General features: G+C 48.8%; 20 protein-coding genes. 4 read left to right on the forward strand and 16 right to left on the reverse strand.

What is annotated here, in order from left to right; genetic code table 11:
• Positions 1–118 precede the first annotated feature (118 nt).
• The 4 genes from gltB (at position 119) to GSR16_RS01885 (ending at position 8,116) form a co-directional block, all read left to right on the forward strand.
• A complete protein-coding gene (gene gltB / locus GSR16_RS01870) occupies positions 119–4,567 on the forward strand; it encodes a glutamate synthase large subunit (RefSeq protein ID WP_159874891.1) in 4,449 nt (1,482 codons plus the stop codon).
• 33 nt (positions 4,568–4,600) lie between these two features.
• Positions 4,601–4,963 (forward strand): four helix bundle protein, encoded by a 363-nt coding sequence (locus tag GSR16_RS01875; protein ID WP_124642246.1) that lies wholly within the window; start codon positions 4,601–4,603, stop codon positions 4,961–4,963.
• Between the two features lie 66 nt (positions 4,964–5,029).
• Positions 5,030–6,448 carry an FAD-dependent oxidoreductase gene (locus GSR16_RS01880; protein ID WP_159874892.1) on the forward strand — a complete coding sequence of 473 codons (1,419 nt, stop codon included), beginning with the start codon at positions 5,030–5,032 and terminating at the stop codon, positions 6,446–6,448.
• 501 nt (positions 6,449–6,949) lie between these two features.
• Positions 6,950–8,116 (forward strand): hypothetical protein, encoded by a 1,167-nt coding sequence (locus tag GSR16_RS01885; protein WP_159874893.1) that lies wholly within the window; start codon positions 6,950–6,952, stop codon positions 8,114–8,116.
• Between the two features lie 122 nt (positions 8,117–8,238).
• On the opposite strand, the gene GSR16_RS01890 is transcribed toward GSR16_RS01885, so the two are convergent.
• From GSR16_RS01890 to rfbA, 16 genes are all read right to left on the reverse strand, one after another.
• Complete coding sequence (locus tag GSR16_RS01890) at positions 8,239–8,811, reverse strand: D-sedoheptulose-7-phosphate isomerase (protein WP_159874894.1); 573 nt, start codon at positions 8,809–8,811, stop codon at positions 8,239–8,241.
• Positions 8,808–9,806, reverse strand: a complete 999-nt coding sequence (locus GSR16_RS01895; RefSeq protein ID WP_159874895.1) for a GHMP family kinase ATP-binding protein — start codon at positions 9,804–9,806, stop codon at positions 8,808–8,810. Before GSR16_RS01895 ends, GSR16_RS01890 begins: the two co-directional genes overlap by 4 nt.
• A 2-nt stretch (positions 9,807–9,808) precedes the next feature.
• Positions 9,809–11,728, reverse strand: a complete 1,920-nt coding sequence (locus GSR16_RS01900) for an HAD-IIIA family hydrolase (protein ID WP_159874896.1) — start codon at positions 11,726–11,728, stop codon at positions 9,809–9,811.
• A gap of 21 nt (positions 11,729–11,749) precedes the next feature.
• Positions 11,750–12,496 carry a glycosyltransferase gene (locus GSR16_RS01905; protein WP_240902579.1) on the reverse strand — a complete coding sequence of 249 codons (747 nt, stop codon included), beginning with the start codon at positions 12,494–12,496 and terminating at the stop codon, positions 11,750–11,752.
• 84 nt (positions 12,497–12,580) lie between these two features.
• A complete protein-coding gene (locus tag GSR16_RS01910; RefSeq protein ID WP_159874898.1) occupies positions 12,581–13,552 on the reverse strand; it encodes an NAD-dependent epimerase/dehydratase family protein in 972 nt (323 codons plus the stop codon).
• An 8-nt stretch (positions 13,553–13,560) separates the two neighbouring features.
• A complete protein-coding gene (locus GSR16_RS01915) occupies positions 13,561–14,454 on the reverse strand; it encodes a glycosyltransferase family protein (protein WP_159874899.1) in 894 nt (297 codons plus the stop codon).
• Positions 14,455–14,740: 286 nt separating this feature from the next.
• Positions 14,741–15,733 carry a glycosyltransferase family 2 protein gene (locus GSR16_RS01920; protein ID WP_159874900.1) on the reverse strand — a complete coding sequence of 331 codons (993 nt, stop codon included), beginning with the start codon at positions 15,731–15,733 and terminating at the stop codon, positions 14,741–14,743.
• Positions 15,730–17,118, reverse strand: a complete 1,389-nt coding sequence (locus GSR16_RS01925) for a hypothetical protein (RefSeq protein WP_159874901.1) — start codon at positions 17,116–17,118, stop codon at positions 15,730–15,732. Before GSR16_RS01925 ends, GSR16_RS01920 begins: the two co-directional genes overlap by 4 nt.
• Before the next feature lie 242 nt (positions 17,119–17,360).
• Positions 17,361–18,443, reverse strand: coding sequence for an NAD-dependent epimerase/dehydratase family protein (locus GSR16_RS01930; RefSeq protein ID WP_159874902.1), 1,083 nt, complete (start codon positions 18,441–18,443; stop codon positions 17,361–17,363).
• 18 nt (positions 18,444–18,461) lie between these two features.
• Positions 18,462–19,388 carry a transketolase family protein gene (locus GSR16_RS01935; RefSeq protein WP_159874903.1) on the reverse strand — a complete coding sequence of 309 codons (927 nt, stop codon included), beginning with the start codon at positions 19,386–19,388 and terminating at the stop codon, positions 18,462–18,464.
• Complete coding sequence (locus tag GSR16_RS01940; RefSeq protein ID WP_205677478.1) at positions 19,388–20,149, reverse strand: transketolase; 762 nt, start codon at positions 20,147–20,149, stop codon at positions 19,388–19,390. Before GSR16_RS01940 ends, GSR16_RS01935 begins: the two co-directional genes overlap by 1 nt.
• A gap of 89 nt (positions 20,150–20,238) precedes the next feature.
• Entirely contained in the window at positions 20,239–21,591 is a 1,353-nt protein-coding gene (gene rfbH / locus GSR16_RS01945) for a lipopolysaccharide biosynthesis protein RfbH (RefSeq protein WP_159874904.1), read from the reverse strand.
• The gene (rfbG, locus tag GSR16_RS01950; protein WP_159874905.1) at positions 21,588–22,658 is read right to left on the reverse strand and encodes a CDP-glucose 4,6-dehydratase; all 1,071 of its coding nucleotides are present in this window, start codon (positions 22,656–22,658) and stop codon (positions 21,588–21,590) included. Before rfbG ends, rfbH begins: the two co-directional genes overlap by 4 nt.
• Before the next feature lies 1 nt (position 22,659).
• The gene (gene rfbF, locus GSR16_RS01955; RefSeq protein ID WP_159874906.1) at positions 22,660–23,433 is read right to left on the reverse strand and encodes a glucose-1-phosphate cytidylyltransferase; all 774 of its coding nucleotides are present in this window, start codon (positions 23,431–23,433) and stop codon (positions 22,660–22,662) included.
• A gap of 12 nt (positions 23,434–23,445) precedes the next feature.
• Positions 23,446–23,994, reverse strand: a complete 549-nt coding sequence (gene rfbC, locus GSR16_RS01960) for a dTDP-4-dehydrorhamnose 3,5-epimerase (RefSeq protein WP_159874907.1) — start codon at positions 23,992–23,994, stop codon at positions 23,446–23,448.
• 15 nt (positions 23,995–24,009) lie between these two features.
• Positions 24,010–24,879, reverse strand: a complete 870-nt coding sequence (gene rfbA, locus GSR16_RS01965; protein WP_159874908.1) for a glucose-1-phosphate thymidylyltransferase RfbA — start codon at positions 24,877–24,879, stop codon at positions 24,010–24,012.
• Positions 24,880–24,881 lie beyond the last annotated feature (2 nt).

The raw sequence follows: 24,881 nt of genomic DNA on the forward strand, positions 1-24,881 counted from the left end.
CCATTGAAATTAAAAGGTTATTGCGCTGCGAGAAAAGTGGCAATAACTGGTTGCAAGGTCAAGCATGTTGCCCTTAGAATCGATTCATTCGATTCACAATTATAAGCAGGACAAAGCAATGGACAGACAGCGCTGGTTGCAGGGTACCCTGTACCACCCGGATTTCGAGCAGGACAGCTGCGGATTCGGCCTTATCACCCAACTGGACGACAAACCCAGCCACTGGCTGGTGGAAACCGCTATCTCCTCGCTGGCCAAACTGACCCACCGTGGAGCGGTGGCGGCAGATGGCAAGTCGGGCGACGGCTGTGGCTTGCTGTTTCGCAAGCCGGATGGCTTCCTGCGGGAAGTTGCGGCCGAGGCCGATATTGCCCTGAAGGCAGTGTACGCCGCAGGTCTGGTTTTCCACCACCCCGACAGTGAAATTGGCGATCGCAGCCTGCGTCGCCTGAAAGAGTTTCTGGAAGCCCAGCAACTGGAAGTGGCCGGTTTCCGCATGGTGCCGACTGATGTCAGCGCCTGTGGCGAAGCCGCACTGGCCAGCTTGCCTGCCATTTCCCAAGTCTTTGTTAACTGTCCTTTCGGCATGGACGAGCTGACTTTCCAGCGCCGTCTGTACATGGGCCGTCGTCAGGCGGAAAAAGCCAACAAGGTGGACGACCCGGCGTTCTATCTGCCGACACTGTCGCCGCATACCTTGTCCTACAAGGGCTTGGTAACGCCGGAAAACCTGCCCAAGTTCTTCCTGGACCTGAACGACCCGCGTTTCGAGTCCAGCCTGGCGGTATTCCACCAGCGCTTCTCCACCAATACCTGGCCGCAGTGGAAGCTGGCACAGCCCTTCCGCTTCCTGGCGCACAACGGTGAAATCAACACCGTGCAGGGCAACCGTTACTGGGCACGTGCCCGCGAGCGCATCATGGCCTCGCCGCACCTCGATATGGACGCGGTGCGTCCCATCGTGCAGACCGACGGTTCGGACTCCATGAGCCTGGACAATATGCTGGAAGGCCTGCTGATGGGCGGCATTCCGCTGTTCCGCGCGTTGCGCCTCTTGGTGCCGCCGGCCTGGCAGAACGTCGACTCCACCGACAAGGACCTGCGCGCCTTCTACGAATACAACTCCATGCACATGGAGCCGTGGGACGGCCCGGCCGGCATCGTGCTGACCGATGGCCGCTACGCCGCCTGTATGCTGGACCGCAACGGCCTGCGCCCGGCACGTTGGGTACTGACCCGCGACAATATCCTGACCATCGCCTCCGAAGTAGGCGTGTGGGACTACAAGCCGGAAGACGTAGTGCGCAAGGGCCGGGTGAAGCCGGGCCAGCTGTTTGCTGCCGATCTGGCTACCGGCGAGCTGCTGATGCCGGAAGACATCGACGCCATGCTCAAGAGCGCCAAACCGTATCGTCAGTGGATCAAGGACAGCGCCAAGTATCTGGAGCTGTCGATCGAGGACGACGCCGGTATTGAAGCCATGGGCAAGGATGAGCTGACCCGTCTGCAAAAGCTGTACAACTTCAGCTATGAAGAGCGCGACCAGATCCTGCGCGTATTGGCTGAAGACGGCCAGGAAGCCGTCGGCTCCATGGGCGATGACACCCCGATGGCGGTGCTCAGCCAGAAAGTACGCTCGCCGTTTGACTACCTGCGCCAGCAATTTGCCCAGGTGACCAACCCGCCGATCGACCCCATCCGCGAAGCGGTGGTGATGTCGCTCAACAGCGTGTTTGGCCCGGAACGCAATATGTTCGAAGAGAGCGCCGAGCACGCCAAGCGTCTGGAAGTGCGCTCGCCGGTGTTGTCGCACGAAAAATTCATCCGCGTCACCACCCGTCCGGAACCGTATCTGAAGGCCACCACCTTCGACCTGTGCTACGACCCGAACGAAAGCTCGCTGCAACAGGCGATTGAAAAGCTGTGCCAGCACGTGATCGAAGCGGTCAACGAAGGCACGGTGATCGTAGTGCTGTCCGACCGCATCATCACCCAGGGCCGTCTGCCTATCCACGCCCTGTTTGCCACCGGCGCGGTACACCATGCGCTGATTGAAACCGGCCTGCGCTGCAAGACCAACATCTTGCTGGAAACCGGCACCGTGCGTGATGCGCACCAGATGGCCTGTGTCATCGGCTACGGTGCTACCGCGGTTTATCCCTACCTGGCCTACCAGAGCATCATCGATCTGGTGAACAGCGGCGTGGTCAATTGCAAGATCAACGAAGCGCTGCAGCACTATCGCAAGGGCATCAACAAGGGCCTGCTGAAAGTACTGTCCAAGATGGGTATTTCCACCATCGCCTCCTATCGTGGTGCCCAGCTGTTTGAAGCGGTCGGCATTCACAAGGACGTGGTCGATCTCTGCCTGAAGGGCACGGTATCGCGCGTATCCGGTGCCAGTTTCGAGGACTTCGAAGACGACCAGCAACAACTGCTGCGTTTCGCCTTCAACCCGATGCGCCAGATTTCGCAAGGCGGTCTGCTCAAGTACGTGCATGGCGAGGAATACCACGCCTACAACCCGGACGTGGTGCAGCTGCTGCAAAAAGCGGTACAGAACGACGACTACCAGGCCTACCAGCAATACGCCGACACGGTGAACACCCGTCCGGTGTCCATGCTGCGCGACCTGATGAAGGTGAAACTGGCCGAGCAGCCGATTTCCGTCGACGAAGTCGAGCCGATCGAAGCCATTCTCAAGCGGTTTGACTCCGCCGGCATGTCGCTGGGCGCGCTGTCGCCGGAAGCCCACGAGGCACTGGCAACCGCCATGAACCGTCTGGGTGGCCGTTCCAACTCCGGTGAAGGTGGTGAAGATGCTTCGCGCTATGGCACCGAGCGCATGTCCAAGATCAAGCAAGTGGCCTCTGGCCGCTTCGGTGTCACCCCGCATTATCTGGTGAACGCTGAAGTGCTGCAGATCAAGGTAGCCCAGGGCGCCAAGCCGGGCGAGGGCGGCCAGCTGCCGGGCGATAAGGTCACCGGCCTGATTGCCCGCCTGCGTCACGCCAAGGAAGGCATCAGCCTGATTTCGCCGCCGCCGCACCATGATATTTACTCTATTGAAGACCTGGCCCAGTTGATCTTCGACCTGAAGCAGGTCAACCCGACCGCGCTGGTGTCGGTCAAACTGGTGGCCGAGCCGGGCGTGGGCACCATTGCCGCCGGCGTGGCCAAGGCCTATGCCGACCTGATCACCATCTCCGGTTACGACGGTGGTACCGGTGCCTCGCCGCTCACCTCGGTGAAATACGCCGGCTCGCCGTGGGAACTGGGCCTGTCCGAAGCCCAGCAAGTGCTGCGTGCCAACGGCCTGCGTGGCCGGGTACGGGTACAGACCGACGGTGGTCTGAAAACCGGTCTGGACGTGATCAAGGCAGCCATCCTCGGTGCGGAAAGCTTCGGCTTCGGTACCGGCCCGATGGTGGCGCTGGGCTGCAAATACCTGCGTATCTGCCACCTGAACAACTGCGCCACCGGCGTGGCCACCCAGGAAATCAAGCTGCGCTCCAAGTACTTCCTTGGCCTGCCGGAAATGGTGATGAACTACTTCCTGTTCATCGCCCGCGAAACCCGCGAATGGATGGCCAAGCTGGGCGTGCGCAGCATGGAAGAGCTGATCGGCCGCATGGACCTGATGGAACTGCTGGAAGGCGAAACCGCCAAGCAAGGCAAGCTGGACCTGTCGCCGCTGCTGTCGCAAGGCACGGTGCCGGACGATGTGCCGCGCTTCTGCATCAGCGACAGCAACCCGTCCTTCGACAAGGGCGAGCTGGCCGAGCAGATCCTGGCCGATGCACTGCCTGCCATCCATAACAAGCAGATGCTGGAACTGTCCTACCCGATCGAGAACATCCATCGCTCCATCGGTGCCCGCCTGTCCGGCGAAATCGCCCGAGTACACGGCGCGGCAGGCCTGCCGTTTGGCTGCCTCAAGGTCAAGTTCAACGGCAGCGCCGGTCAGAGCTTTGGCGTATGGAACGCTTCCGGCCTGCACCTGGAACTGGAAGGCGATGCCAACGACTACGTCGGCAAGGGCATGGCTGGCGGTCGCGTCACCATCTACCCGCCGAAGAATGCGGCGTATGAAAGTGGCGAAGCCATCATCATCGGCAATACCTGCCTGTACGGTGCTACCGGTGGCCAGCTGTTTGCTGCCGGCGTGGCCGGCGAGCGTTTCGGCGTGCGTAACTCCGGCGCGCTGGCTGTTATCGAAGGTGCGGGCGACCACTGCTGCGAATACATGACCGGCGGTACTGTCATCGTGCTGGGCGAAACCGGCTACAACTTCGGTGCCGGCATGACTGGTGGCTTTGCCTTTGTCTACGACCCGGGCGAGCGCTTTGCCTACCGCTACAACAATGAACTGGTCGACATTCACCTGATCAACGGCGAAGCAATGGGCATGTACCGTGCCTTCCTGCTGGAGAAGATTGCCAAGCATGTCGAGCTGACCGGCTCCGAAACCGGCCGCGCCATGTTGCAGAACTTCGACGACTACGTGGACTACTTCTGGCTGGTGAAGCCGAAGGCCGCCACGCTGGACAGCCTGCTCAAGGATTGAGGTGAGCCGGGAGTAGTGAATAGGGAGTAGGGAGTGGACAAGCCGCACAAGCAGCTACACGCCTGGCAGGAAAGTATGAATTTGGCACAGTTGATTTATCAATTGACCGCCAGCTTTCCTGCCGAAGAAAAGTTCGGCCTGACAGCCCAGCTTAGGCGCGCAGCAGTGTCCATTCCCTCCAATATTGCTGAAGGGGCCGCACGCAGTACCACCAGAGACTATGTCCATTTTCTGGTTGTGGCGCGTGGCTCACTCAGTGAGATGGATACACAGCTGGAATTGGCAGTCCGCCTTGGCTATCTCCCACAGCAACATTCAGGAATCCCGGCACTCAACAAAACCGGAAAGCTGCTTTCTGCATTGATCAGCAGTTTGCGAAACAAATTGAAAGATTAAGTGGGCTGGTCGGGCCGGGGGTTACTCCCCACTCCCGACTCCCCACTCCCAAACAGGGAGAAAACGATGTCAGGTGATGTTTTTCAGTTCATGAAGCTCTCCCGCAACCCCGGCGAAAAAGTCGAAGCTGCGGTGCGCAAGATTGAGTTCAAGGAAATCTACCAACCGCTGCATCAGGTGGATGCAGCCGAACAGGCCGGGCGCTGCCTGTCCTGTGGCAACCCCTATTGCGAATGGGAATGCCCGGTACACAACTACATCCCCAACTGGCTGAAGCTGGTGGACGAAGGCAAGCTGTTTGAAGCCGCCGAAATGTCCCACAAGACCAACAGCCTGCCGGAAATCTGTGGCCGCGTTTGCCCGCAAGACCGCCTGTGCGAAGGCGCTTGCACGCTGAATCAGGGTGGTTTTGGTGCCGTCACCATCGGCAGTATCGAAAAATACATCACCGACGAAGCCTACAAGGCAGGCTGGCGTCCGGACATGTCCAAAGTGGTGTGGAGCAACAAGAAAGTCGCCGTCATCGGTGCCGGCCCGGCCGGCCTCGCCTGTGCCGACGTACTGGTGCGCAACGGCGTGAAGCCGGTGGTGTACGACCGTTACGAAGAAATCGGCGGCCTGCTCACCTTTGGCATTCCCGAATTCAAGCTGGAAAAAGCAGTTGTTCAGCGCCGTCGCGAAATCATGCAAGGCATGGGCGTGGAGTTCGTACTGAATACCGAAATCGGCAAGGACATCGAAATCGAAGCCCTGCTGGAACAGTACGACGCCGTGTTCATGGGCATGGGTGCCTACAAGTACATGAAGGGTGGCTTTGCCGGTGAAGACCTGCCGGGCGTGCTGGAAGCGCTGCCGTATCTGGTGAACAACGTGCGCCAGTGCATGGAAACCCTGCCCGCAGGCGAGCCAGCCATCTCCATGGCCGGCAAGCGCGTGGTGGTGCTGGGTGGTGGTGACACCGCCATGGACTGCAACCGCACCGCCATCCGTCAGGGTGCCAAGCGCGTCACCTGCGCCTACCGCCGTGACGAGGCAAACATGCCGGGCTCCAAGCGTGAAGTGGCCAATGCCAAGGAAGAGGGCGTGGAATTCCGCTGGAACAGCCAGCCGGTGGGCATCGAACAGCTGCCCAATGGCGCGCTGGCGGTGATTCTGGCCGAAACCCGCCTGGGCGAGCCGGATGCAAAAGGCCGTCGCAATGCCGAAATCGTACCGGGCAGCGAAGAGCGCATCGAGTGCGACCACGTCATCATCGCCTTCGGCTTCCAGGTGGAAGCAGCCAGCTGGTTTGACCGCGCCGGCATCAGCAGCCAGCCCAACGGCCGTACCATCGCGACCGAAAAGTCCAAGTTCAAGTACCAGACCAGCCACGCCAAGATCTTCGCCGGTGGTGACCAAGTACGCGGTGCCGACTTGGTGGTACGTGCGGTGTTCGAAGGTCGTCAGGCAGCGGAAGGCATGCTGAGCTACCTGCAGGTGTGGTAAGCGCTGGCTGCCAGTTGCTTTGTGTTAAAGAGGCCCGCCGACTGGCGGGCTTTTTCTTTATGTATGCGGTATGTGGCTGTAGCCAAGGCAGCTGTTACAATGTGCAGCACATTTAGCGATTCAATAAATTTGATATGGCTGCCTATGAGTTGGTTGTTGATGCGCAGGCTGTAGATAAATTAATATTTACTGTTTGCCTATCGATCAATACAGTCCATGGTTTGGGATATACTGTTGTGCTGTATGCTTATTTTTTTATCACTATATTGAAGTAGTAACTACTTAGAAATTAATGTTGTATTTTATGGCCGTGGCCACGGCTCTGCTAATACTTGAGGCATTGAGTCTTTTTTAATAAATTTGCTGGATGACTTTTATCATCAAATAATTTCTGTGTTAGTAATTAATCATTATTTTTAGATTGTATTTTGGTTTAATGTTGATTTTCATGCTGTTGTTTTGTGTCTATTTAAGTTATTTGGAATGAGATATTTTTTATTTATGCATAATGTAACCGATAGCGATTTTTCATGTTCGTATAGAAAACCACATTTCTTTGGATTTTGTGCTGTTCTTCTTACGTATTTTTTGACGCAGCAGATTATTCTGCGTGACTATAATTTATTAATGAATTTCGTTGTGTTGTTGGCGGCATTATTTTTGGCTATAAAAAAAATTGCACGAGTGACAGTGTTTTTTATTTTTTTTATGTTATTAAATTTTTTGATTGGGGCTGTGGTTTGGGGGGATGTAATTAATTCATTTAGATTTTTTGTAATAGTTGTTGCAACAATATTGGCATTTCAAGTAAAAGAAAAGTCACCACCTTTGAAAATCATTTTGGGGGTTGGCGGAATTCAGGCTGTGGTTGTTATTTCAATTGGTTTTTATTTGATGGTGGTGGGGGATGCAGTCTTTGCAAACGATTTAAGATCTTTTGTTTTGATTAATAATTTGGGTGATATATATTCATTTGATGGGGTTTATTATAGGGTTCAGTTGGTTGGAAATGCACTCATTCCATTTTTATTCATGGTCAGCTATCAAAATAGAGCTAAATCATTTTTTTATAAATTTTTCAGTGTCCTGTATTTTTTTGCAATAGTATTTTGTGGAAATTTGACATTTTTTATTGTGATATTTATTTATATTTTTATTAAATCGGATCGATTTGGAAAAATGTTCTTTATCACATGCTGTGTTTGCATAAGCCCTTTTTTAATGACTCATTTGTACGAAATAATTTCGATGAAATTTGATGGTGGGGCAAGCTCAATGGGGATAAGATTTGACCAGATTTGCGCAATTGAAAATAGATTTTTGGAAAATCCTCTAACTTTTATTACGGGATGGGGATTTGGTGCGCGCATTCCCGATGGGGTTTTTAATAATTATTCATCCTCTTTGTATATAGAATTGCAGTCGTTGTTTATATTTTTTCAGATTGGACTGTTTGGCTCTTTGTTATACATTGCTAATGTTGTTTATTATGTGGGAAAAGTGCTGTCTCGTGAAAATGCTTTAATATTTTTTATGTATCTGGTTTATTCATCAACAAATCCATACATGTTTGATACAACGCATTTCCTTGTTGTCTTGCTGTTAACGATGCTATCAAATGCTGATAGGGAAAGAAGCATTTCTTTACAATCTTTAAGGCTTGTATAAGAAATTTTCTTGCTATGTTTTTGCGATATATATAACGTTAAAACGTATAAATAAGAATGGATTTTAGAGATTTTAGGGGGGGAGTATATGTAATATATTTAAAAATAAATGGAAAATTAATTTCAAATTTTAATTTTATTTCCGCATAATGTTTTCATAACCATATGACCAAACATGAGGTGAATATCCTCACACAGTTGCATGTCGAATGAAGGGACTAAGATATGCTGTTTGGCTAATGGCATTAATTTTCCGCCATCATATCCCACTACTGCCAAAGTATCTGCGCCATTGGCGTTTGCATATTCAACTGCTTTTATTACATTTCTTGAATTGCCACTGCCGCTGATGGCGATAACTAAGTCACCTTCATCTAAGATTGACTTAAGCTGTCCTGCAAAAATTTCATCATATGATAAATCATTGGCAAACGCGGTTATTGCACCGATATTGTCACAGAGAGAGATGCCTCTGAATTTTTTACCAGTGGCTAGATTGATCATCTTGTTCCAATCTGTGATGTAGTGCGATGCAGTAGATGCGCTTCCACCATTTCCACAGGTAATAATTTTCTTACCAGCATCAAATTTTCTGCGAATAAGATCAATACCCGCTTGGAATACATTATGGTCGAGACTTTCAGCAAGTTTAGTATGGGCTGAAAAGTAGTTTTCAACAGAAAAAGAGATAGTCATTTTGAGGTGGCCTCACTTGGTTGATAGAAGACAATTTGTGCACCATTGCGATCAAAATTGAATTTGACCTCTTGCAACTCAGGTAGTGCCGCACGAATTGCATTGTGCAGGTGTGGGGGTGCAAAAAACATCATGAAGCCACCGTTGCCAGCACCGAGCAATTTTCCACCATGAGCACCATTTCTAAGACCTGCTTGATACCATCTGTCGATCTGTGGATCTGTAATTCCAGAGGCTAACTGGGTCTTCAATTGCCAATTCTCATTGAGCAATTCACCGAAATTATCTAGTGAGCCTGACTCCATCTCAGTTTTGAGTTCAAATGCTAATTGCACCATACGCCGCATCAAGCGTTTACGGTCAGGTGATAAGAGGGCTTTTTGTTGTTGTGCCAATACTGCAGATGCACTCCGGGTTCGCCCTGTAAAGAATACCAAAGTAGAGTCTTCCAGGCTTTGTAGTAATTCGGGGGCGCATATTACAGGATCAACAGAAACAGATTCGTCCGGGTGAAATCGAATCAGGTTCATGCCGCCAAAGGCGGCTGCATATTGATCCTGCTTACCAATAGGCTCACCACATCGTTCGATCTCAATATCACAGGCCTGCTGGGCTAACATTGATTTTGATGCAAATTGGTTCTTGTAAGCATACAGCGCATTTAAAAGACCAACAGTATAGCTGCTAGAAGAACCAAGCCCAGATCCCTTGGATGGGATATCAGCCATTGAGGTAATTTCAATTCCACCGTGGATGCCGAGCATCGTGAGAGCCTCTCTCACGAGAGGGTGCTGAACTTGGCTTGTAGAATCGACTTCTTCAGTCACGCTGTAACTCAGGCGGATACGACCATCAAACTTTGGATTTACAGCAATGTACATGTACTTATCGACAGATGTTGACAGTACTGCACCAAGCTCTTCGCGGTAGTAAACCGCCATATCACTGCCACCGCCTACATAGCTCATGCGCAGTGGGGTTTTGCTTAATATCATGTTTAAATTGCTTGTCCGGAGATTACAAAATCTGCTTTGATTGCACTAGTTTTAACAGTAGGCACTTCATCAATCTCCCTAGAGTTAATTCTTGATTTGGACTCTTGTTGATTTTCTGGTCGCCAACAATAATCCAACTCTAGTCGTTTCTTGCGTTGTTCATCATCGATATCAATAAATAAACGGAGATCTGCTATAGATAGCAATTCATCATCAAGTAATGCAGGAACACCTTCAACAATTACAATATCATCAGGCCCAACTGACAAGTGGTGGGTAGACTGGCTTTCTCGCTTGGCACGGCTATAAATTGGTAGAGTATGAACAACCCGGTCCGTGGAGTTTTTAATCCTACCCACAATAGAGCGGATCATTACCATGTCGTATCTTTTTAAAACACCTGTTCCTTCCTGGCGCTGATCAGCTGGTTTTAACCAACCATCTAAAGAGATGATGTGGGTGGTTTTACCAAGCAACTGCAATTGTTCAGACAGGCATCGTGCAGCACTTGTTTTCCCCGCCCTGGCGGGACCCCCAATCAGGATTATACGGGCTGACAACGCCATTGGCACGGTTGGCAGTAGACGTTGCATCATTCGAGGATGCCCTTCCAGGACCCACTCAACAGCTGCTGCTAGGTCTGGCATTACATAATCCGGGATATCAGGGTACTTTCCGTCCTCACCTGCGTAGCCACTCCGAATCAATACTGTGCTCAGACCTGCATCTCTACCTGCTCGGATGTCGCTGGTGGAGTCCCCAACCATCCATGAGTCTCTGCGGGATATGTGCAGATCTCTGACGGCATGATCGATGAGTCCAGTTTCAGGCTTACGGCAATTACAACGTATCTTGAGTTCCGGTACTTCTCCAGCAAACCCTTTATCAGGATGGTGGGGGCAAAGATAAAGTGCATCCAGATAGGCATGATGATCCCCCAGCAACTGGTCTAGGCGTGAGTGAATGGCTCGCATGCCAGCTTCGTTTACTTCCCCTCTGGAGATTACGGGTTGGTTGGTCACACAGATTGCAAGTGTACCGGAACGGTTCAACTTGCGTATGGCCTCGCCAGCACCATCCAGTAGCTCCAGCTGCTCAGGTGAGTTTAGATGATTGACCTCTCGATTAATCGTGCCATCCCGGTCAATGAAGATTGCACGTCGAAGCTGACGGTCAGAGAGTTTTTCAGGCAGCCCGGCCACAATGTCGCGCGCCACCTTATCCAAGCGCTCTGGGGTTCCCATATCCTTGATGTACTCTGGCGTCACATAAGCGCGTAAGCATCGCTGAGCTGCCAGCATGGCAGGGAAGGTGTGTTTGGCGAGGTCAAAATGGCCAGTCGAGGGTATAACCGTGTCCAGATTCTGGCGATTCATCACGTACATTGCTGCGTTAACCAGATTGGATAACGTGCTACCTACCAGATGCGGGTATGGATGAATTGCAGCGATACGACCATTTGCATCGACTTCAACCAGATCAGAATCTTGTGGATGATCGTTAGGATGAAGCAGCAGAGTTGCATCCGCATCACTTTCAAGGTGTGCACTCCAAAGTCGTTTGAGATTTACATCTGCATATGTGTCCCCGTACAGGACCAAGAAACGCGAATCCATACTAGGTAACGCGTCTAGTAGAGCTCCTGCTGTGCCACGTGCATCGGTTTCAACGCAATAGTGCAGGCGCGCACCAAAGCGATGACCATCACCAAAATGGGAGCGGATTATTTCGTGCTCATAATGAACAAGCAAAGCAATGTTGTGAAATCCATGCCGAACACACAAATCTATCAAGTGTTCTAGTACGGGCCGACCAAGAACAGGTGCCATCGGTTTGGGTAAGTTGCCAGTGCGTGAACGTAGCCTGGTACCCATACCTCCGGCAAGAATGGCAACGTTACAGAGTCTTGAGTGTTCAGTCATGTTAGATATCACTTTAATACATTAGCGTTTACGCAAGATCAGAAGGTGAAATACTTGTTCTTGTATTGGTTTTGGAATGATGCGCCAAGTGGAGATTGCAACAAGGCCCATGACACGAAGCAACCAATAACGATGGCTAAAGTTATTTATTCTGGCCTTAACATTAAATTGCCAATGTAGCGAATTGCGGGCAGTCGACTGTTGGCGGTAGCGCACCAACACATCTGGAAGATTGGCAAAACGCACTCCTTGATTGAGCAGCCGAAGCCAGAGATCAAGATCTTCTGCAAAACGGAAGTCAGGATTATAAGTACCAAACTGTTCCAGTACTGACTTACGCATCATGACGGTTGGATGGGCGATTGGCGTTGTACATTGAAAGCGCCGTTCGATCCGGGCTGCACCTGCCGGATAATGGCGAATCGCAATGGTGCCACGCTCGGCACTGAATATCTCAAGACCAGCACCTAGGACGCCAATATCGGGATGCGCATCAAGAAAAGCCAGCTGCCTCTCAAGACGATAAGGCAAGCAAATGTCATCAGCATCGAAGCGCGCAATCAACTGCGCTCGTGCCATCTGTATCCCAAGATTCAGGCTTGCGGCCAGACCGATACGTTGTTCAGGGTGTACATAACGAAACCTCGCATCGCGTTCGCACAGCGCGCGGCAGCAGGCCTCGGCCTCGGCTTGTGTACTTTCGTCAATTACCAGGCATTCAAAATCGCTGAAGGTTTGTGCCGCGATGCTATCGAGGCTTTCACGCAATACGTGCTCCGGCTCATTGAATGAGGGAACGATAATGCTGATACGGGGGGAATTCGAGGTAGAAGTAACCGTCACAGGCACACCTTAAAATCCTTGCTGGATGGCAACTTCATCAACCGCGCGTGCAATGGCTTGCTTTGAATCCAATACAGGACTCCAACCATAAGACTGAATACGCTCAGTCGAGTAGTTGAATTTGGGAACATCGCCAACCCAACCCCGGTTACCCTCACCATAAGCGATGCGTGCCAAAGGAGAGATGCGTGCCACGACGCACTCCGCGATGTAACGCACTGTCGCACCTTCGTCGGTGGGGCCAATATTCACCAGCTCCACTTTATTAGCGGTAGGTCGATCCGCGATCAATAACATTGCTCTAACTAAATCAGAAACATGCAGATAGGCTTTTTGCTGAGTGCCATTCCCCAATACATGCAAAATGGTAGGATCAGTAGCGAGTTTGTTTACAAAATCCAGAATTACGCCATGGGTGGCAGGGATGCCCACAACATTGGGAAAGCGGAACAGATTCACACGACTCAGAAAACTTTCTGCAGCAGCACTGGCTTGCGCCTCGGAAGCCAATTTCATGGCACCGTAGTTTGAAATGGGCAACAAGGGACCAATGGCCTCATGGAGAAGCTGATCACCCATATCACCATATACGGCAGAGCTGGACGCAAAATGGAGTGTGTCCACTTTAAAATCACGCATGGCACGCAACAACTCGAAGCTAGTCTGGAAGGTGTCCTTGAAATCAACATCGCTGTCCAGAACACCCGCCGGAATATCTGAATTGGCTGCCAGATGCCAAACCTCATCAATGGCTCCCAGTGCCTGTGCCTGCTGGAAAAGGGCATTGACTTGTTCGCGCACCGATAGATCTGCCTCCACCAGGTGCAAGTTAGGATGCCCCTGCACCTTGGCAAGGTTATCAACGGTGCCCCGGCAATAGTTATCGGAAACCACAACAATACGGTCGCGAGCCAGTAGCTCTGGAACCAGGTTTGCACCGACAAAACCGGCACCACCTGCAACAATCGAAACCAATTTCATAAGTCTGATCACTGAGAAGAATTAGAGGGAGACCTGCCTTGCAGCTTGGCTGCTGCAGCACCAATGCCGGGGACGGAATGCATGGCATCACGTATGCCACGTAGCATCCAGTTTAGCCGTTCCAAGCCCCGATCAAGCAAAAATGGATATACCAGCAACTTGGGTAACAGAATCAGTGATAACCGGACCCGACTATATAGCGGTACATAAGACCGCGTACACAACTTGATGGTATCGCGAAACTGAAAGTAGTGCCTAAACGGAGCAGGGACATGGTAAGTCAGCCCCAAGAATTTGTGCTGCGCCAAACCCAAGCGGTGAGGCATGGGCAAGGAACGCAAACGGCAAATGCGCCAACCCTGCTTTCTTAAACGCCAACACCAATCAAAATCCACGAAATCCAGGAAAAAATCTTCAGTAAAACGGTCGTTTTCCGTTAAACCGGCCAAGTTGAAACACATACCGGAGGTGGCGATGCACGTGACTTCCTCAAGCACCGGCTCTGCGCCAGAACAGGCGTGGGCGGATGACACGGCGGCATCGTCAACCAGCCAAGGCCCGATAATCGCACGCGAACCTGCATTAAGCAGCCCCTGGTACAGTGCTGGCATAAAATCAGCAGGAGGGCTGCTGTCCTGATCAAACAACACAACCATATCGCTGCCAAGACGTAAAGCCTCTGCAATTCCTGCATTCAATGCAGCACCCAGGCCCTTATTGCAGCCATCTTGGAGCAAGATCAGGTCGTCGGTCTGCCCTGGAGCAAACACATGCCCCCCTGGAGTGTTGTCCACAACAATGGTAGACGCGCAGAAGCCGACTACGTGCCGGATACGCTCACGGAAGCCATCGTCTGGGTTGTAGGTGGTGTAGATTGCAGTAATGCGTGGTGCTTGGGTCATGGGTAATAATGTGTATATTTATAGTGATTCATTTTAATGGTTGCTTGGCTCAAGCATTAGGTCAAATTATTTCACAAATCTATTAATATGAATAAATAAATTAATTTCTGTAAATGCCGTTAATTATAAATACGTCAGTGTTCGAATTGTTGAATAATAATTTGACATGGCGAGTTAATGCGATGTTTGTAAGGTTGTTTAATTAAATGTGATTTGGCCGGAATGAAATTGATTGATAGGCGAAGTAATGTATTGCGGATCTGGTTTCTATGATAATTTTATAATTTCACAGTGCCGATTTTCTATTTTCCAATGTCTTCCATATTTTTCTAGCAATCTTTATTAAATAGTTTGGTGTTAATGACGCATAGATCCATACGGAGGGGTGCCGTGTAATTCTTGCTAATCTAGAGTAGTTTTTTATAACGTATAGAAAAGATATTTGCCCTTGAATTTTATAATAAAGAGCTGCCTTAAAATTAAATGACCCATAATTATCGTAATGACCTAGCATGAATGAATTAATTGTATTTTGTGAAAGTTTTTCTCCAAGATAATTGTTTGAAATTGAATAAAGTGAGTCCGAGAATAATGATAAAACTGCTGATATACTTCGAGAGTATTCACTTACGTTTTCTGACTGGTATACGATAGGTTGCTTAAGTAGCATGTATCTCGTGGAATTTCCAAATATACTTAAAAGTAGGTCAACTTGTGTAAATCCAGAAGTGATAAATTTTTTGGATTTATATTGTTTTGCTGGGTTTGTTCTAAATATGCATGCGCTTATCCATGTTGCATGCCAAGCAAAATTTTTAAAAAGAACGTTTATGTCAGTTAATTCAATATTACTGTCTAATTTTAAACGTGGTAAAATGGTTTTAGAGCTTTTTTGTAATTGCCCACCGTTTATGATTAAATAATCCACATTTTCATTGTGGAGGATGTGCGTTATTTGGGCTATAGATCTATCATCAATAATGTCATCATCGCCTAGTACCCAAGTAAATTCGCCTGTTGCGAGCTCTATACACTTCAAGTAATTTCTATCAAAGCCTAAGTTTTCTATATTTACATGATATGTAAAATCATAATCACGTTGTAATTCAATTAAATATTCTCTGGTTCCATCTGACGAACAGTTGTCACAAACAATGAGATTGATTTCTTGAGAGGGTTTTATTATCTCTAATAATAATGGCAAATGAGATTTTAATGAGTTGATGCGATTGTAGGTCGGGATGCAAATTGATAAAAGGGGTTGAATTTTATCTGTCATGTTTGTTTCTTTATTTTGAAGTTTCTGTATATGAAAGTTGAGTATGGCACTCCGATTGCTATCATAATAATTGTATAGCTACTTAGCATATCTGAAACTGTTTGATATCGGCCAAGGTAATAACAAATGGAGCCAATTAGTATTGCTAGTAAAATTGCATGGCCGAGATATAATTCTTTTTTATGTGCTCTAATAAATGTGGCTTGAGAGAATATAATATGATTCGCAATGACCGTAACAGTGAGCATTGAGAATTGGAATGGTGGCAATATTCGTGACGCGATAGCGAGGTTGTTATAATTAATAAATAGGATGCCACCATTTAATATTGCTACTGAAGCAAGTAAAATTCCAATTGATTGTTTGAATGATTTTTGGAAATAATATTCAAGTAGCGCGTTGTCATTATTCGCAATGCACTGACAAAATAATGGTGTTTTTGTGTTTATCCAGGCCATAGCAAAAACACTCAAAGCGCTTGTAATTGTTAGGCTCATCCCAACTTGACCTGCAATGACAGGGCCGTGATATTTAAATGCAATTGGTGTAAAAATTTGAAAAATAAAATAACCACTTAACCAACTTAATGCTATTTTCCATTGCATTGGCCAAATATCATTTTTCCACGAAATAGCCTCTTCTGAGTGTTTTTCATGTAATACGTCAAATATAAAGTGACGGAAATTATTATATAGCCAAAATGTACTTGTTAATAAAATAACAGTAGCGGCTGCCGCACTTATGAATAATTTCGTACCTAATGACAATAAAATCCATGAGATTGAATTTGAAGTGATGGATTGAATAAATTTAAATTTCGCAATTTGTGCTAAAAAACCAGACCCTTCGAACAAGGATATCAGTGGAGAAATAAATAAGTTTCCACTGGCAGCAATAACAAGGAAAATCCAAGGTAGTTGCCAGTTGATAGATGGATCTCTTAATTGGGAGTTGAAAAAGCTATAACCAAATATAAGAAGCCCAGTTAGCATTGCAATGGAGCAAATTAAGTACCATCTAATTGCTAACTTAAATAAGTATTTCAATCGACGTACTGATGGTTTGTCGCCGGATAACTTGCCATCACGCCAAGATAACTTAGCCATTTCGTGGCTAGCAAATTGGGAAAGTACATTGCTAAATCCAAGTTCAAAAAAAATTTGCATAGCCAAAATACTTGAGAATGTATAATAAAATCCCTGTTCTGTATTTGAAAGCTTAGTTGATATGAGATAGATTGTTATTAATCCAGCTGCGTTGGTCCAAACTCGAGTCATTATAGTATACATAATTGCCGAGTCAATTCCAAGCAAGTCCCAGATTCGGGATGCACTTAGCTTTATACTAGTGTTTTTATAAAGTAATAAAACTTTGCTAAATTTCAAAGCGAAATCCTTGCCGCTTAAGTCGGGAGTGGTTGGTGCTTTTTGAGCAAGTAATCAGTAAGTAAGATTTAATTGATATATTTTTAATATTGTGGCAGGCGACTTATTTTTGTTTAGTGCAATCCTGTTAATAATTTTAGGATGTTAGTTATAATTCTCTGTATTCGGTAAGTGGTTATGCTATTTGGGTGGTGTAAATGTATAAATTATAGTTGATATTATATGTAAAAGTTGCTGCTTTGTTAGTTCGTATTGTGGTTTGTGTGATTGATTTCTTCATTTAAATACCATTTAACAGTTCTTATAATTGCGTCTTCAAGCGACATGGGTGACCGCAAATTCAATTCTTTTTGAATGCGCATAATGTCGGGAACATAGTATGTGGGTTTTTTTATCGTTGATGATTGATTAAGAATTTTAATTGGAATATTTTTTTTGCAAACGTAGCCGACTGTTTTGGCTAACTCTTCAATTGATATGGCTTTGTCAGAACCTACATTGTAGGCCTTACCTGATTTCCCTCTTAATAGTATTGCCCAGAGCCATGCACTCATATCTGCGGCATATAAATAACTACGGTACGCGGAACCATCTCCTTTTATAATAATTTCTTGATTGTCTAGGACTGAGCGGATGAAATTTCCAATTGCAAAATGTTTGTCTAATGGTAAGTGAGGTCCAACTAAAGAGAAAACCCGTGCAATTTTAACTTCAAATAAATCACTTGCAGCTTGAATGGATAACCATTCCGATACCCGTTTACCTTCTGCATATGCGGAAGATGCCAAGAGTGGGTCAGGCCCGCCAATATGAGATTCTGTAACCTGAGTTACTCCATTTGGAAAGGGACCGTAAATTGCACCTGAGCTTATGAGAAGCAATGTTCTTGCATTGCATTTATTCGCCAAGGAAATTATTTGGCGTGTTCCATCATGGCATGTTGCGAATATTTCGTCAGGAGATGCGTCACCGCAGACATCTGTGGCTGCATGTATGATGCAATCAATTTTTTTATTTGGGATTGTAAAATTTTTTACATCACCTTTTATCCACTCAATCTGATTATTCAGATGTGGCCACTGTTGGATAAAATGATCAGGATTTCTACTAAGTGCAGTAATTTTACAGTCAATGTTAAGCCTTTTTCGGGCATCTAATAGCGTTGCCAATAGCCATTTTCCAATAAAACCAGTTGCCCCCGTTATGAATATATGTTGGCCAGTTAGTACTTTCCATGATTCTATACCTAATAGATCATGACATCTTTTTAAATCTTCTATGGGGATGCTTAGTTCTTGGAGATCGGCTGGTGAAGTATTTTTCATTTTATTTCATTGTTTTGATCATAGCGATGCTTCGATTTTTGGGTAAAATTTTATTATTTTTTCGCTTATAGTATTAAGATCAATTCCATGCTCTTGAAGCAAATATTCGTAAGTTCCACAGTGCTCTGAAAAGCGATCTTCTACCCCAATGCGCAAAACCTTCACTGGGTAATGTTGACTTGTGATTTCTGCAACGGCAGCTCCAAGACCACCAAAAATTGAATGTTCTTCCAGCGTAATGAGGCCGTTGCAAATTTGTGCTGCTGTACAAACACTATTGATATCAAGTGGTTTAAGGCTTGGAGCGCTCCAAACGGATAAATTATGGTTATGTCCTAATGTCAGAGCGGTGCGAACCATTGAACCAGTTGCAATTAGTCCGGGTCGATCATTCTTTCCTTCGTGGATTTGTAGCAAGTGTCCAGAACTAAATTGAGCTATAATGTTACTGTGTACATCCCCTCGGTCTGCTTTTCCCATTCGTAAGTAAACTGGACAGCGTGCAGCGTAAGCATATTCCATGCTTGCTATCATTTCAAAACGATCAGCAGGCGAAAGTATCTCTATCCCGGGAGTGGCACGCATACATGCGATGTCTTCAGTTGATTGATGGCTGGTGCCAAGGTGACTATAAACAAAGCCTGCACCATCCCCGAGTAAAACAACGGGGAGATTGTCATGGGCAATGTCTAGTTTTATTTGCTCTACTGTCCGTATCGGAATGAATGCTGAAAGTCCATATACAAATGGTCGGAACCCAATGCGGGCTAATCCTGCCGCCATGCCAACCATGTTTTGCTCAGCAATGCCCGCATTTATGTATTGATCAGGACATTTTTTTCGAAATTCATCGAATAATGCATACCCATGATCGCCAGTCAGGAGTAGTAAATTTTTGTCTGCCTGAGCAAGTTTGACCAGTGTATTTGAAAATGCATCTCTCACTATTTTGCCCCAGTAAGGCCGAGTGCCCTGATAGCATCAGCAAAAGTATTTGTATCTAAACGAGTATAATGCCAGCGGTTGTCGGACTCCATAAAGGGGACACCCTTTCCTTTTATGGTTTTGGCAATTAATGCTTTCGGTTTTTCATTTTTACGAGCCCAAAGATGTCTGATAGCTGAACTAACTTCAATTTCATTGTGGCCATCAACTTCTAATGTATCAAATCCGAAGCTGATAAATTTTTTTGACAGGTCGCCTAGTGCTAGGACGTCATCAGTTTCCCCCATCGCCTGGAATCCATTTTTATCGACAATCAGCATTAGATTGTTTAATTTGTGGTGAGACGAAATTAAGGCTCCTTCCCAGATTGGGCCTTCATTCAACTCACCATCGCCAACAATCGCATATACTTTCTGATCTGAATTCTGTCGCAGTAGCCCCATTGCAATTCCAACACCAATAGAGAAACCATGGCCGAGTGATCCTGAGGTTACCTCAAGCCCTGGGGTTCTTGAATCTGATAGGCCTTTTAGTTGGCTGCCATTTTTGAAGTAATTATTAATATCTTTATCTGTTAGCCAACCCAACTCATACATGCAGGCATACTGCGCCATCACGCCATGCCCTTTGCTAAGGATCAAATAATCTCGATCCACCGCGCGAGGATTGTTATCTGGGTACCTCAGGTACTCTCGATACAAAACAGCAAGTAATTCAATAATTGAAAATGCACAGCCAATATGTACAGTTGATCCCGTCATTGCCAGTTCCAAAACGGTCCGACGTAAGCGAGAGGGAAGAAAGCTAGTATTGTGGTCCGATGACATATTGCTGTGCATATTATTCGTCATTAGAAGTTAACTCCGAAAAAAGCTTCTAACTTCTCGGCAATGTAGTCCAGCTGTTCTTTGCTCAGCCCCGGGAAGGTGCCCAGCCAGAAGGTCTGGTTCATCACGACATCCGTATTGGCCAGCTCCCCACTTACCCGGAAATTACGCCCTGCCATATAGGGTTGCTTGGTCAGGTTGCCGGCAAACAGCAGGCGGGTGCCAATCTTGTTCTGTTCCAGATAATCAATCAACACCGCGCGTTGTACTCCTGCGCTTTCCTTGAGGATGAGCGGGAAGCCGAACCAGCTTGGTTCCGAGTTGGGCGTGGCTTCTGGCAGATGCAGGTATTCCGCCACGCTGGCAAGTCGTGCTTTGAGGTAGGCGAAATTGGCACGGCGGGTGGCAATGAACTCTTCCAGCCGGTCCAGCTGTGCCAGCGCGCAGGCAGCCTGCATGTCGGTAATTTTCAGGTTGTAGCCCAAATGGCTGTAGGTGTATTTGTGGTCGTAGCCATCCGGCAGATCACCACCCAGTTGCTTTTTGGTCCAGCAGAAACGGTTGTTGCAGGTATTGTCCTTGCCGGGCGGGCAGTAACAGTCCCGGCCCCAGTCGCGGAAGGATTCGGCAATCTTTTTCAGCTCGCTGTCATTGGTGAAAACCGCTCCGCCTTCGCCCATGGTGATATGGTGCGCCGGGTAGAAGCTGAGGGTGGCGATATCGCCAAAGGTACCGACTATCTGCCCGTTGTAGGTTGCGCCCAAGGCATCACAGCAATCTTCTACCAGCCACAGATTGTACTTTTTGCACAAGCCAGTGACGACATCCAGATTGAAAGGATTACCCAGGCTGTGCGCCAGCATGATGGCCTTGGTCTTGGGGGTAATGGCGGCTTCAATCTTGCTGGCATCAATATTGTGGGTGGCCAGATCTACATCAACAAAAACCGGGACTGCACCAAACTGCAGGATGGGGTTGACTGTGGTGGGGAAGCCAGCGGCTACGCCTATCACTTCATCACCCGGCTTGATGGCCCTATCACCCAGCTTGGGGCTGGTCAGGGTTGAAAATGCCACCAGGTTGGCCGATGAGCCTGAGTTGACAGTGATGAGATGCTTTACACCCAGAAACCGGGCGAGCTTTTCTTCAAACATCGCATTGAAGCGGCCAGTGGTCAGCCACCCGTCCAGTGAGGCTTCAACCATCAGTTGCAGTTCGCGGGTTCCGATTACTTTGCCGGAAACCGGTACCGGGCTTTGTCCGGGTACAAATGCTTTGGGTGCATGGGCAATCTCGGCATACTGCTGTACCAGTTCGTTGATCTGGCTGCGTAGCTCGTCAAGCTTGGGCTGAAAATTGATTGGATTGATTGTCATTTTACGGTTTGGTATTGAGTAATTTGATCAAGGCAGATTGCGTGCATATCGCTCCCCTGCCGCCAAGCCTGATGCCAGTCCACGATATGGGACAGTGCTGTTGCCAGGTTCCAGCGTGGTGTCCAGTCAAGGCGTTGGCGTGCCTTGGAGATGTCGAGTTTGAGAAAATTGGCTTCATGCGGGTGGGTGCCTGGCTGCAAGGTCCAGCTGGCACCATTACCCCATGACGCACACAGCTGTTCGACTATCCATTGCACCGGTTTGGCATCTTCGTCCCTGGGGCCAAAATTCCAGCCCTCGGCATAGACCTGGCCCTGTTCATGGAGCTTCTGGGCAAGGAGTAGATAACCTGACAGGGGCTCCAGCACGTGCTGCCAGGGGCGTATGGCATGGGGGTTGCGTATCAATACGGGCTGATTTTGTTCCAAAGCACGCAGAATGTCCGGCACTAGCCGGTCTGCGGCCCAGTCGCCCCCGCCAATTACATTGCCTGCGCGTGCGGTGGCCAGTGCAATGCCTTCGGCTTGCAGAAAAGACTGACGATAGGCGCTGCTGACCAGCTCGGCACAGCCCTTGCTGTTGGAGTAGGGGTCGAACCCGCCCATGGGCTCGTTTTCGCGATAGCCCCAAGGCCATTCGTGGTTTTCGTAGCATTTGTCAGTGGTGACGTTGACGATAGCCTTGACTGTTCCGGCCTTTCTGGCCGCTTCCAGCACATGCACCGTGCCCATGACATTGGTGGCATAGGTTTCCATGGGCTGCTGGTAGGAAAGCCTGACCAATGGCTGGGCGGCCATGTGGATGACGATTTCAGGAGCAAAGTCGTTGAATAGGGTTTGCAAACGGTTGTAATCGCGGATATCACAGATCTGGTGGTCTAGGCCGCAGGCAACATTTGCGCACTCAAACAGTGACGGTTCAGTTGGGGGTGGTAGGGCTATCCCACGTATTTCACTTCCCATTGCTTGCAGCCACAGGCTCAGCCAGCTGCCCTTGAAGCCGGTATGCCCGGTGAGCAGGACGCGCTTGCCTTTCCAGAACTCCGGGTTAAGGTTCGGCTTGCTCATTTCAGTCCCACTTCTTCCAAGGGGCATTGCCCGTGGCCCACAGTTCTTCAAGCAGGTGCTTGTCGCGCAGGGTGTCCATCGGTTGCCAGAAGCCTTGGTGCTCGTAGGCCATCAGCTCTCCAGATTGTGCCAGTTGCATCAGGGGTTCTTGCTCCCAGATGGTGGCATCACTCTTGATGTATTGCAGTACTTGCGGGGATAGAACAAAGAAGCCGCCATTGATCATGGCACCATCGCCTTTGGGTTTCTCCTGGAAGCTCTTCACGTGTTTGTTGTCGATTTCGAGTGCACCAAAACGTGCAGCTGGGTAAGTCGCTGTAAGCGTTGCAGCCTTGCCATGTGACTTGTGGAAGTCAATGGTGGCTGTAATGTCGATATCGCTGACACCATCGCCATAGGTTAGGCAGAACGCTTCTTCATTCCTCACGTAGTCAGCCACACGCCCCAGCCGGCCTCCGGTCATGGAGTTGTCGCCAGTGTCAACCAAGGTAACCTTCCACGGTTCTGCACGTCGCTGGTGGACATGCATTTCATTTTTCTGCATGTCAAAGGTGATATCCGACATGTGCAGGAAGTAATTGGCAAAGTATTCTTTAATGAAATAGCCCTTGTAACCACAGCAGATGATGAAATCGTTGATCCCGTGGTGGGAGTACATTTTCATGATGTGCCACAGGATGGGTTTGCCACCAATTTCAACCATGGGTTTAGGGCGAACCGAGGTTTCCTCGCTCAGACGTGTGCCGAGACCACCTGCCAAAATGACTGCTTTCATGATGTGTTCCGTTTAATCAAAGAGCTGCGCCGCATTGAAAGCGCAGGCTTGCATGTCTTTGCCAGACAGGGAGGGTGTGCTTTCGAGCATCCAGTTTATGCCCAGCGTGGTATCGTTCCAGATAATGCTGCGTTCATAGGATGGGGCATAGTATTGGGTGGCCTTGTACAGGAATTCAGCCTGCTCGGACACCGTGACAAAACCGTGGGCAAATCCTTCCGGAATCCACAGCTGGCGCTTGTTTTCAGCTGACAGCATTACACCAACCCATTGTCCAAAGGTGGGTGAGCTGCGGCGGATATCCACCGCAACATCATATACCTTGCCTAGTGTGCAACGCACCAGCTTGCCCTGTGCATGTGGGCTCAACTGATAATGCAGCCCGCGTAGCACACCCTTGCTGGAGCGGCTGTGGTTGTCCTGGACAAATTCGACTTTGCGGCCGATGGCTTCATCAAAGCGCTTCTGGTTGAAGCTTTCAAAGAAGAAACCACGGTCGTCGCCAAATACTGCGGGTTCAATGATTTTGACGTCCGGGATGGCGGTATCGATGATTTTCATGTGTGGCTTGCTTTCTTACTTCAACAACTGCAGCAGGTACTGTCCGTAGGCATTTTTCTTCAGCGGTTGCGCCAGCTGTTCCAATCGGCCTGCATCAATCCATTGCTGCACGTAGGCAATTTCTTCCAGACAGGCCACTTTCAGGCCCTGGCGGTTTTCCACTGTGGCAATGAACTGGCTGGCTTCCAGCATGGATTCGTGGGTGCCGGTATCCAGCCAGGCATAGCCACGCCCCATGGTCTGAACATCCAGCTGGCCTTGTTGCAGGTAGTGGTTGTTGACATCGGTGATTTCCAGCTCGCCGCGCGGTGAGGGGCGGATGGACTTGGCGATGTCGACGACCTGATTGTCGTAGAAGTACAGACCGGTGACGGCATAGTTGGATTTCGGGATGGCCGGTTTTTCCTCGATGGACAAGGCCTTGCCTTGGGCGTCGAATTCCACCACGCCGTAGCGCTCCGGGTCCTGTACGTGGTAGGCAAACACACTGGCACCTTGCTGCTTGGCGTTGGCCGCTTTCAGCAGTTTGGGGAAGTCATGGCCGTGGAAGATATTATCGCCCAGCACCAGCGCTGAAGGAGCCCCGGCCAGGAAGTCTTCGCCAATGATGAAAGCCTGTGCCAGGCCATCAGGACTGGGTTGTACCGCGTATTGCAGGCTGATGCCCCACTGGCTGCCATCGCCCAGCAACTGCTCAAAGCGCGGGGTGTCCTGCAGGGTGGAGATGATCAGGATGTCGCGAATCCCGGCCAGCATCAGGGTGCTGAGCGGGTAGTAGATCATCGGCTTGTCGTAGATGGGCAGCAATTGTTTGCTGACTGCCAGTGTGGCGGGGTACAGGCGGGTGCCGCTGCCTCCCGCCAGGATGATGCCTTTACGTTTCATCT

This window comes from Aquitalea denitrificans, assembly GCF_009856625.1.
Taxonomy (GTDB): Bacteria; Pseudomonadota; Gammaproteobacteria; order Burkholderiales; family Chromobacteriaceae; genus Aquitalea; species Aquitalea denitrificans.

Excerpts from the sequence above, each read along its gene's own strand:
- gltB (WP_159874891.1), top strand. The coding sequence starts at position 119 with ATGGACAGACAGCGCTGGTTGCAGGGTACCCTGTACCACCCGGATTTC.
- GSR16_RS01880 (WP_159874892.1), top strand. The coding sequence starts at position 5,030 with ATGTCAGGTGATGTTTTTCAGTTCATGAAGCTCTCCCGCAACCCCGGC.
- GSR16_RS01885 (WP_159874893.1), top strand. The coding sequence starts at position 6,950 with ATGCATAATGTAACCGATAGCGATTTTTCATGTTCGTATAGAAAACCA.
- GSR16_RS01890 (WP_159874894.1), bottom strand. The coding sequence starts at position 8,811 with ATGACTATCTCTTTTTCTGTTGAAAACTACTTTTCAGCCCATACTAAA.
- GSR16_RS01895 (WP_159874895.1), bottom strand. The coding sequence starts at position 9,806 with ATGATATTAAGCAAAACCCCACTGCGCATGAGCTATGTAGGCGGTGGC.
- GSR16_RS01900 (WP_159874896.1), bottom strand. The coding sequence starts at position 11,728 with ATGACTGAACACTCAAGACTCTGTAACGTTGCCATTCTTGCCGGAGGT.
- GSR16_RS01910 (WP_159874898.1), bottom strand. The coding sequence starts at position 13,552 with ATGAAATTGGTTTCGATTGTTGCAGGTGGTGCCGGTTTTGTCGGTGCA.
- GSR16_RS01915 (WP_159874899.1), bottom strand. The coding sequence starts at position 14,454 with ATGACCCAAGCACCACGCATTACTGCAATCTACACCACCTACAACCCA.
- GSR16_RS01920 (WP_159874900.1), bottom strand. The coding sequence starts at position 15,733 with ATGACAGATAAAATTCAACCCCTTTTATCAATTTGCATCCCGACCTAC.
- GSR16_RS01930 (WP_159874902.1), bottom strand. The coding sequence starts at position 18,443 with ATGAAAAATACTTCACCAGCCGATCTCCAAGAACTAAGCATCCCCATA.
- GSR16_RS01940 (WP_205677478.1), bottom strand. The coding sequence starts at position 20,149 with ATGACGGGATCAACTGTACATATTGGCTGTGCATTTTCAATTATTGAA.
- rfbH (WP_159874904.1), bottom strand. The coding sequence starts at position 21,591 with ATGACAATCAATCCAATCAATTTTCAGCCCAAGCTTGACGAGCTACGC.
- rfbG (WP_159874905.1), bottom strand. The coding sequence starts at position 22,658 with ATGAGCAAGCCGAACCTTAACCCGGAGTTCTGGAAAGGCAAGCGCGTC.
- rfbF (WP_159874906.1), bottom strand. The coding sequence starts at position 23,433 with ATGAAAGCAGTCATTTTGGCAGGTGGTCTCGGCACACGTCTGAGCGAG.
- rfbC (WP_159874907.1), bottom strand. The coding sequence starts at position 23,994 with ATGAAAATCATCGATACCGCCATCCCGGACGTCAAAATCATTGAACCC.
- rfbA (WP_159874908.1), bottom strand. The coding sequence starts at position 24,879 with ATGAAACGTAAAGGCATCATCCTGGCGGGAGGCAGCGGCACCCGCCTG.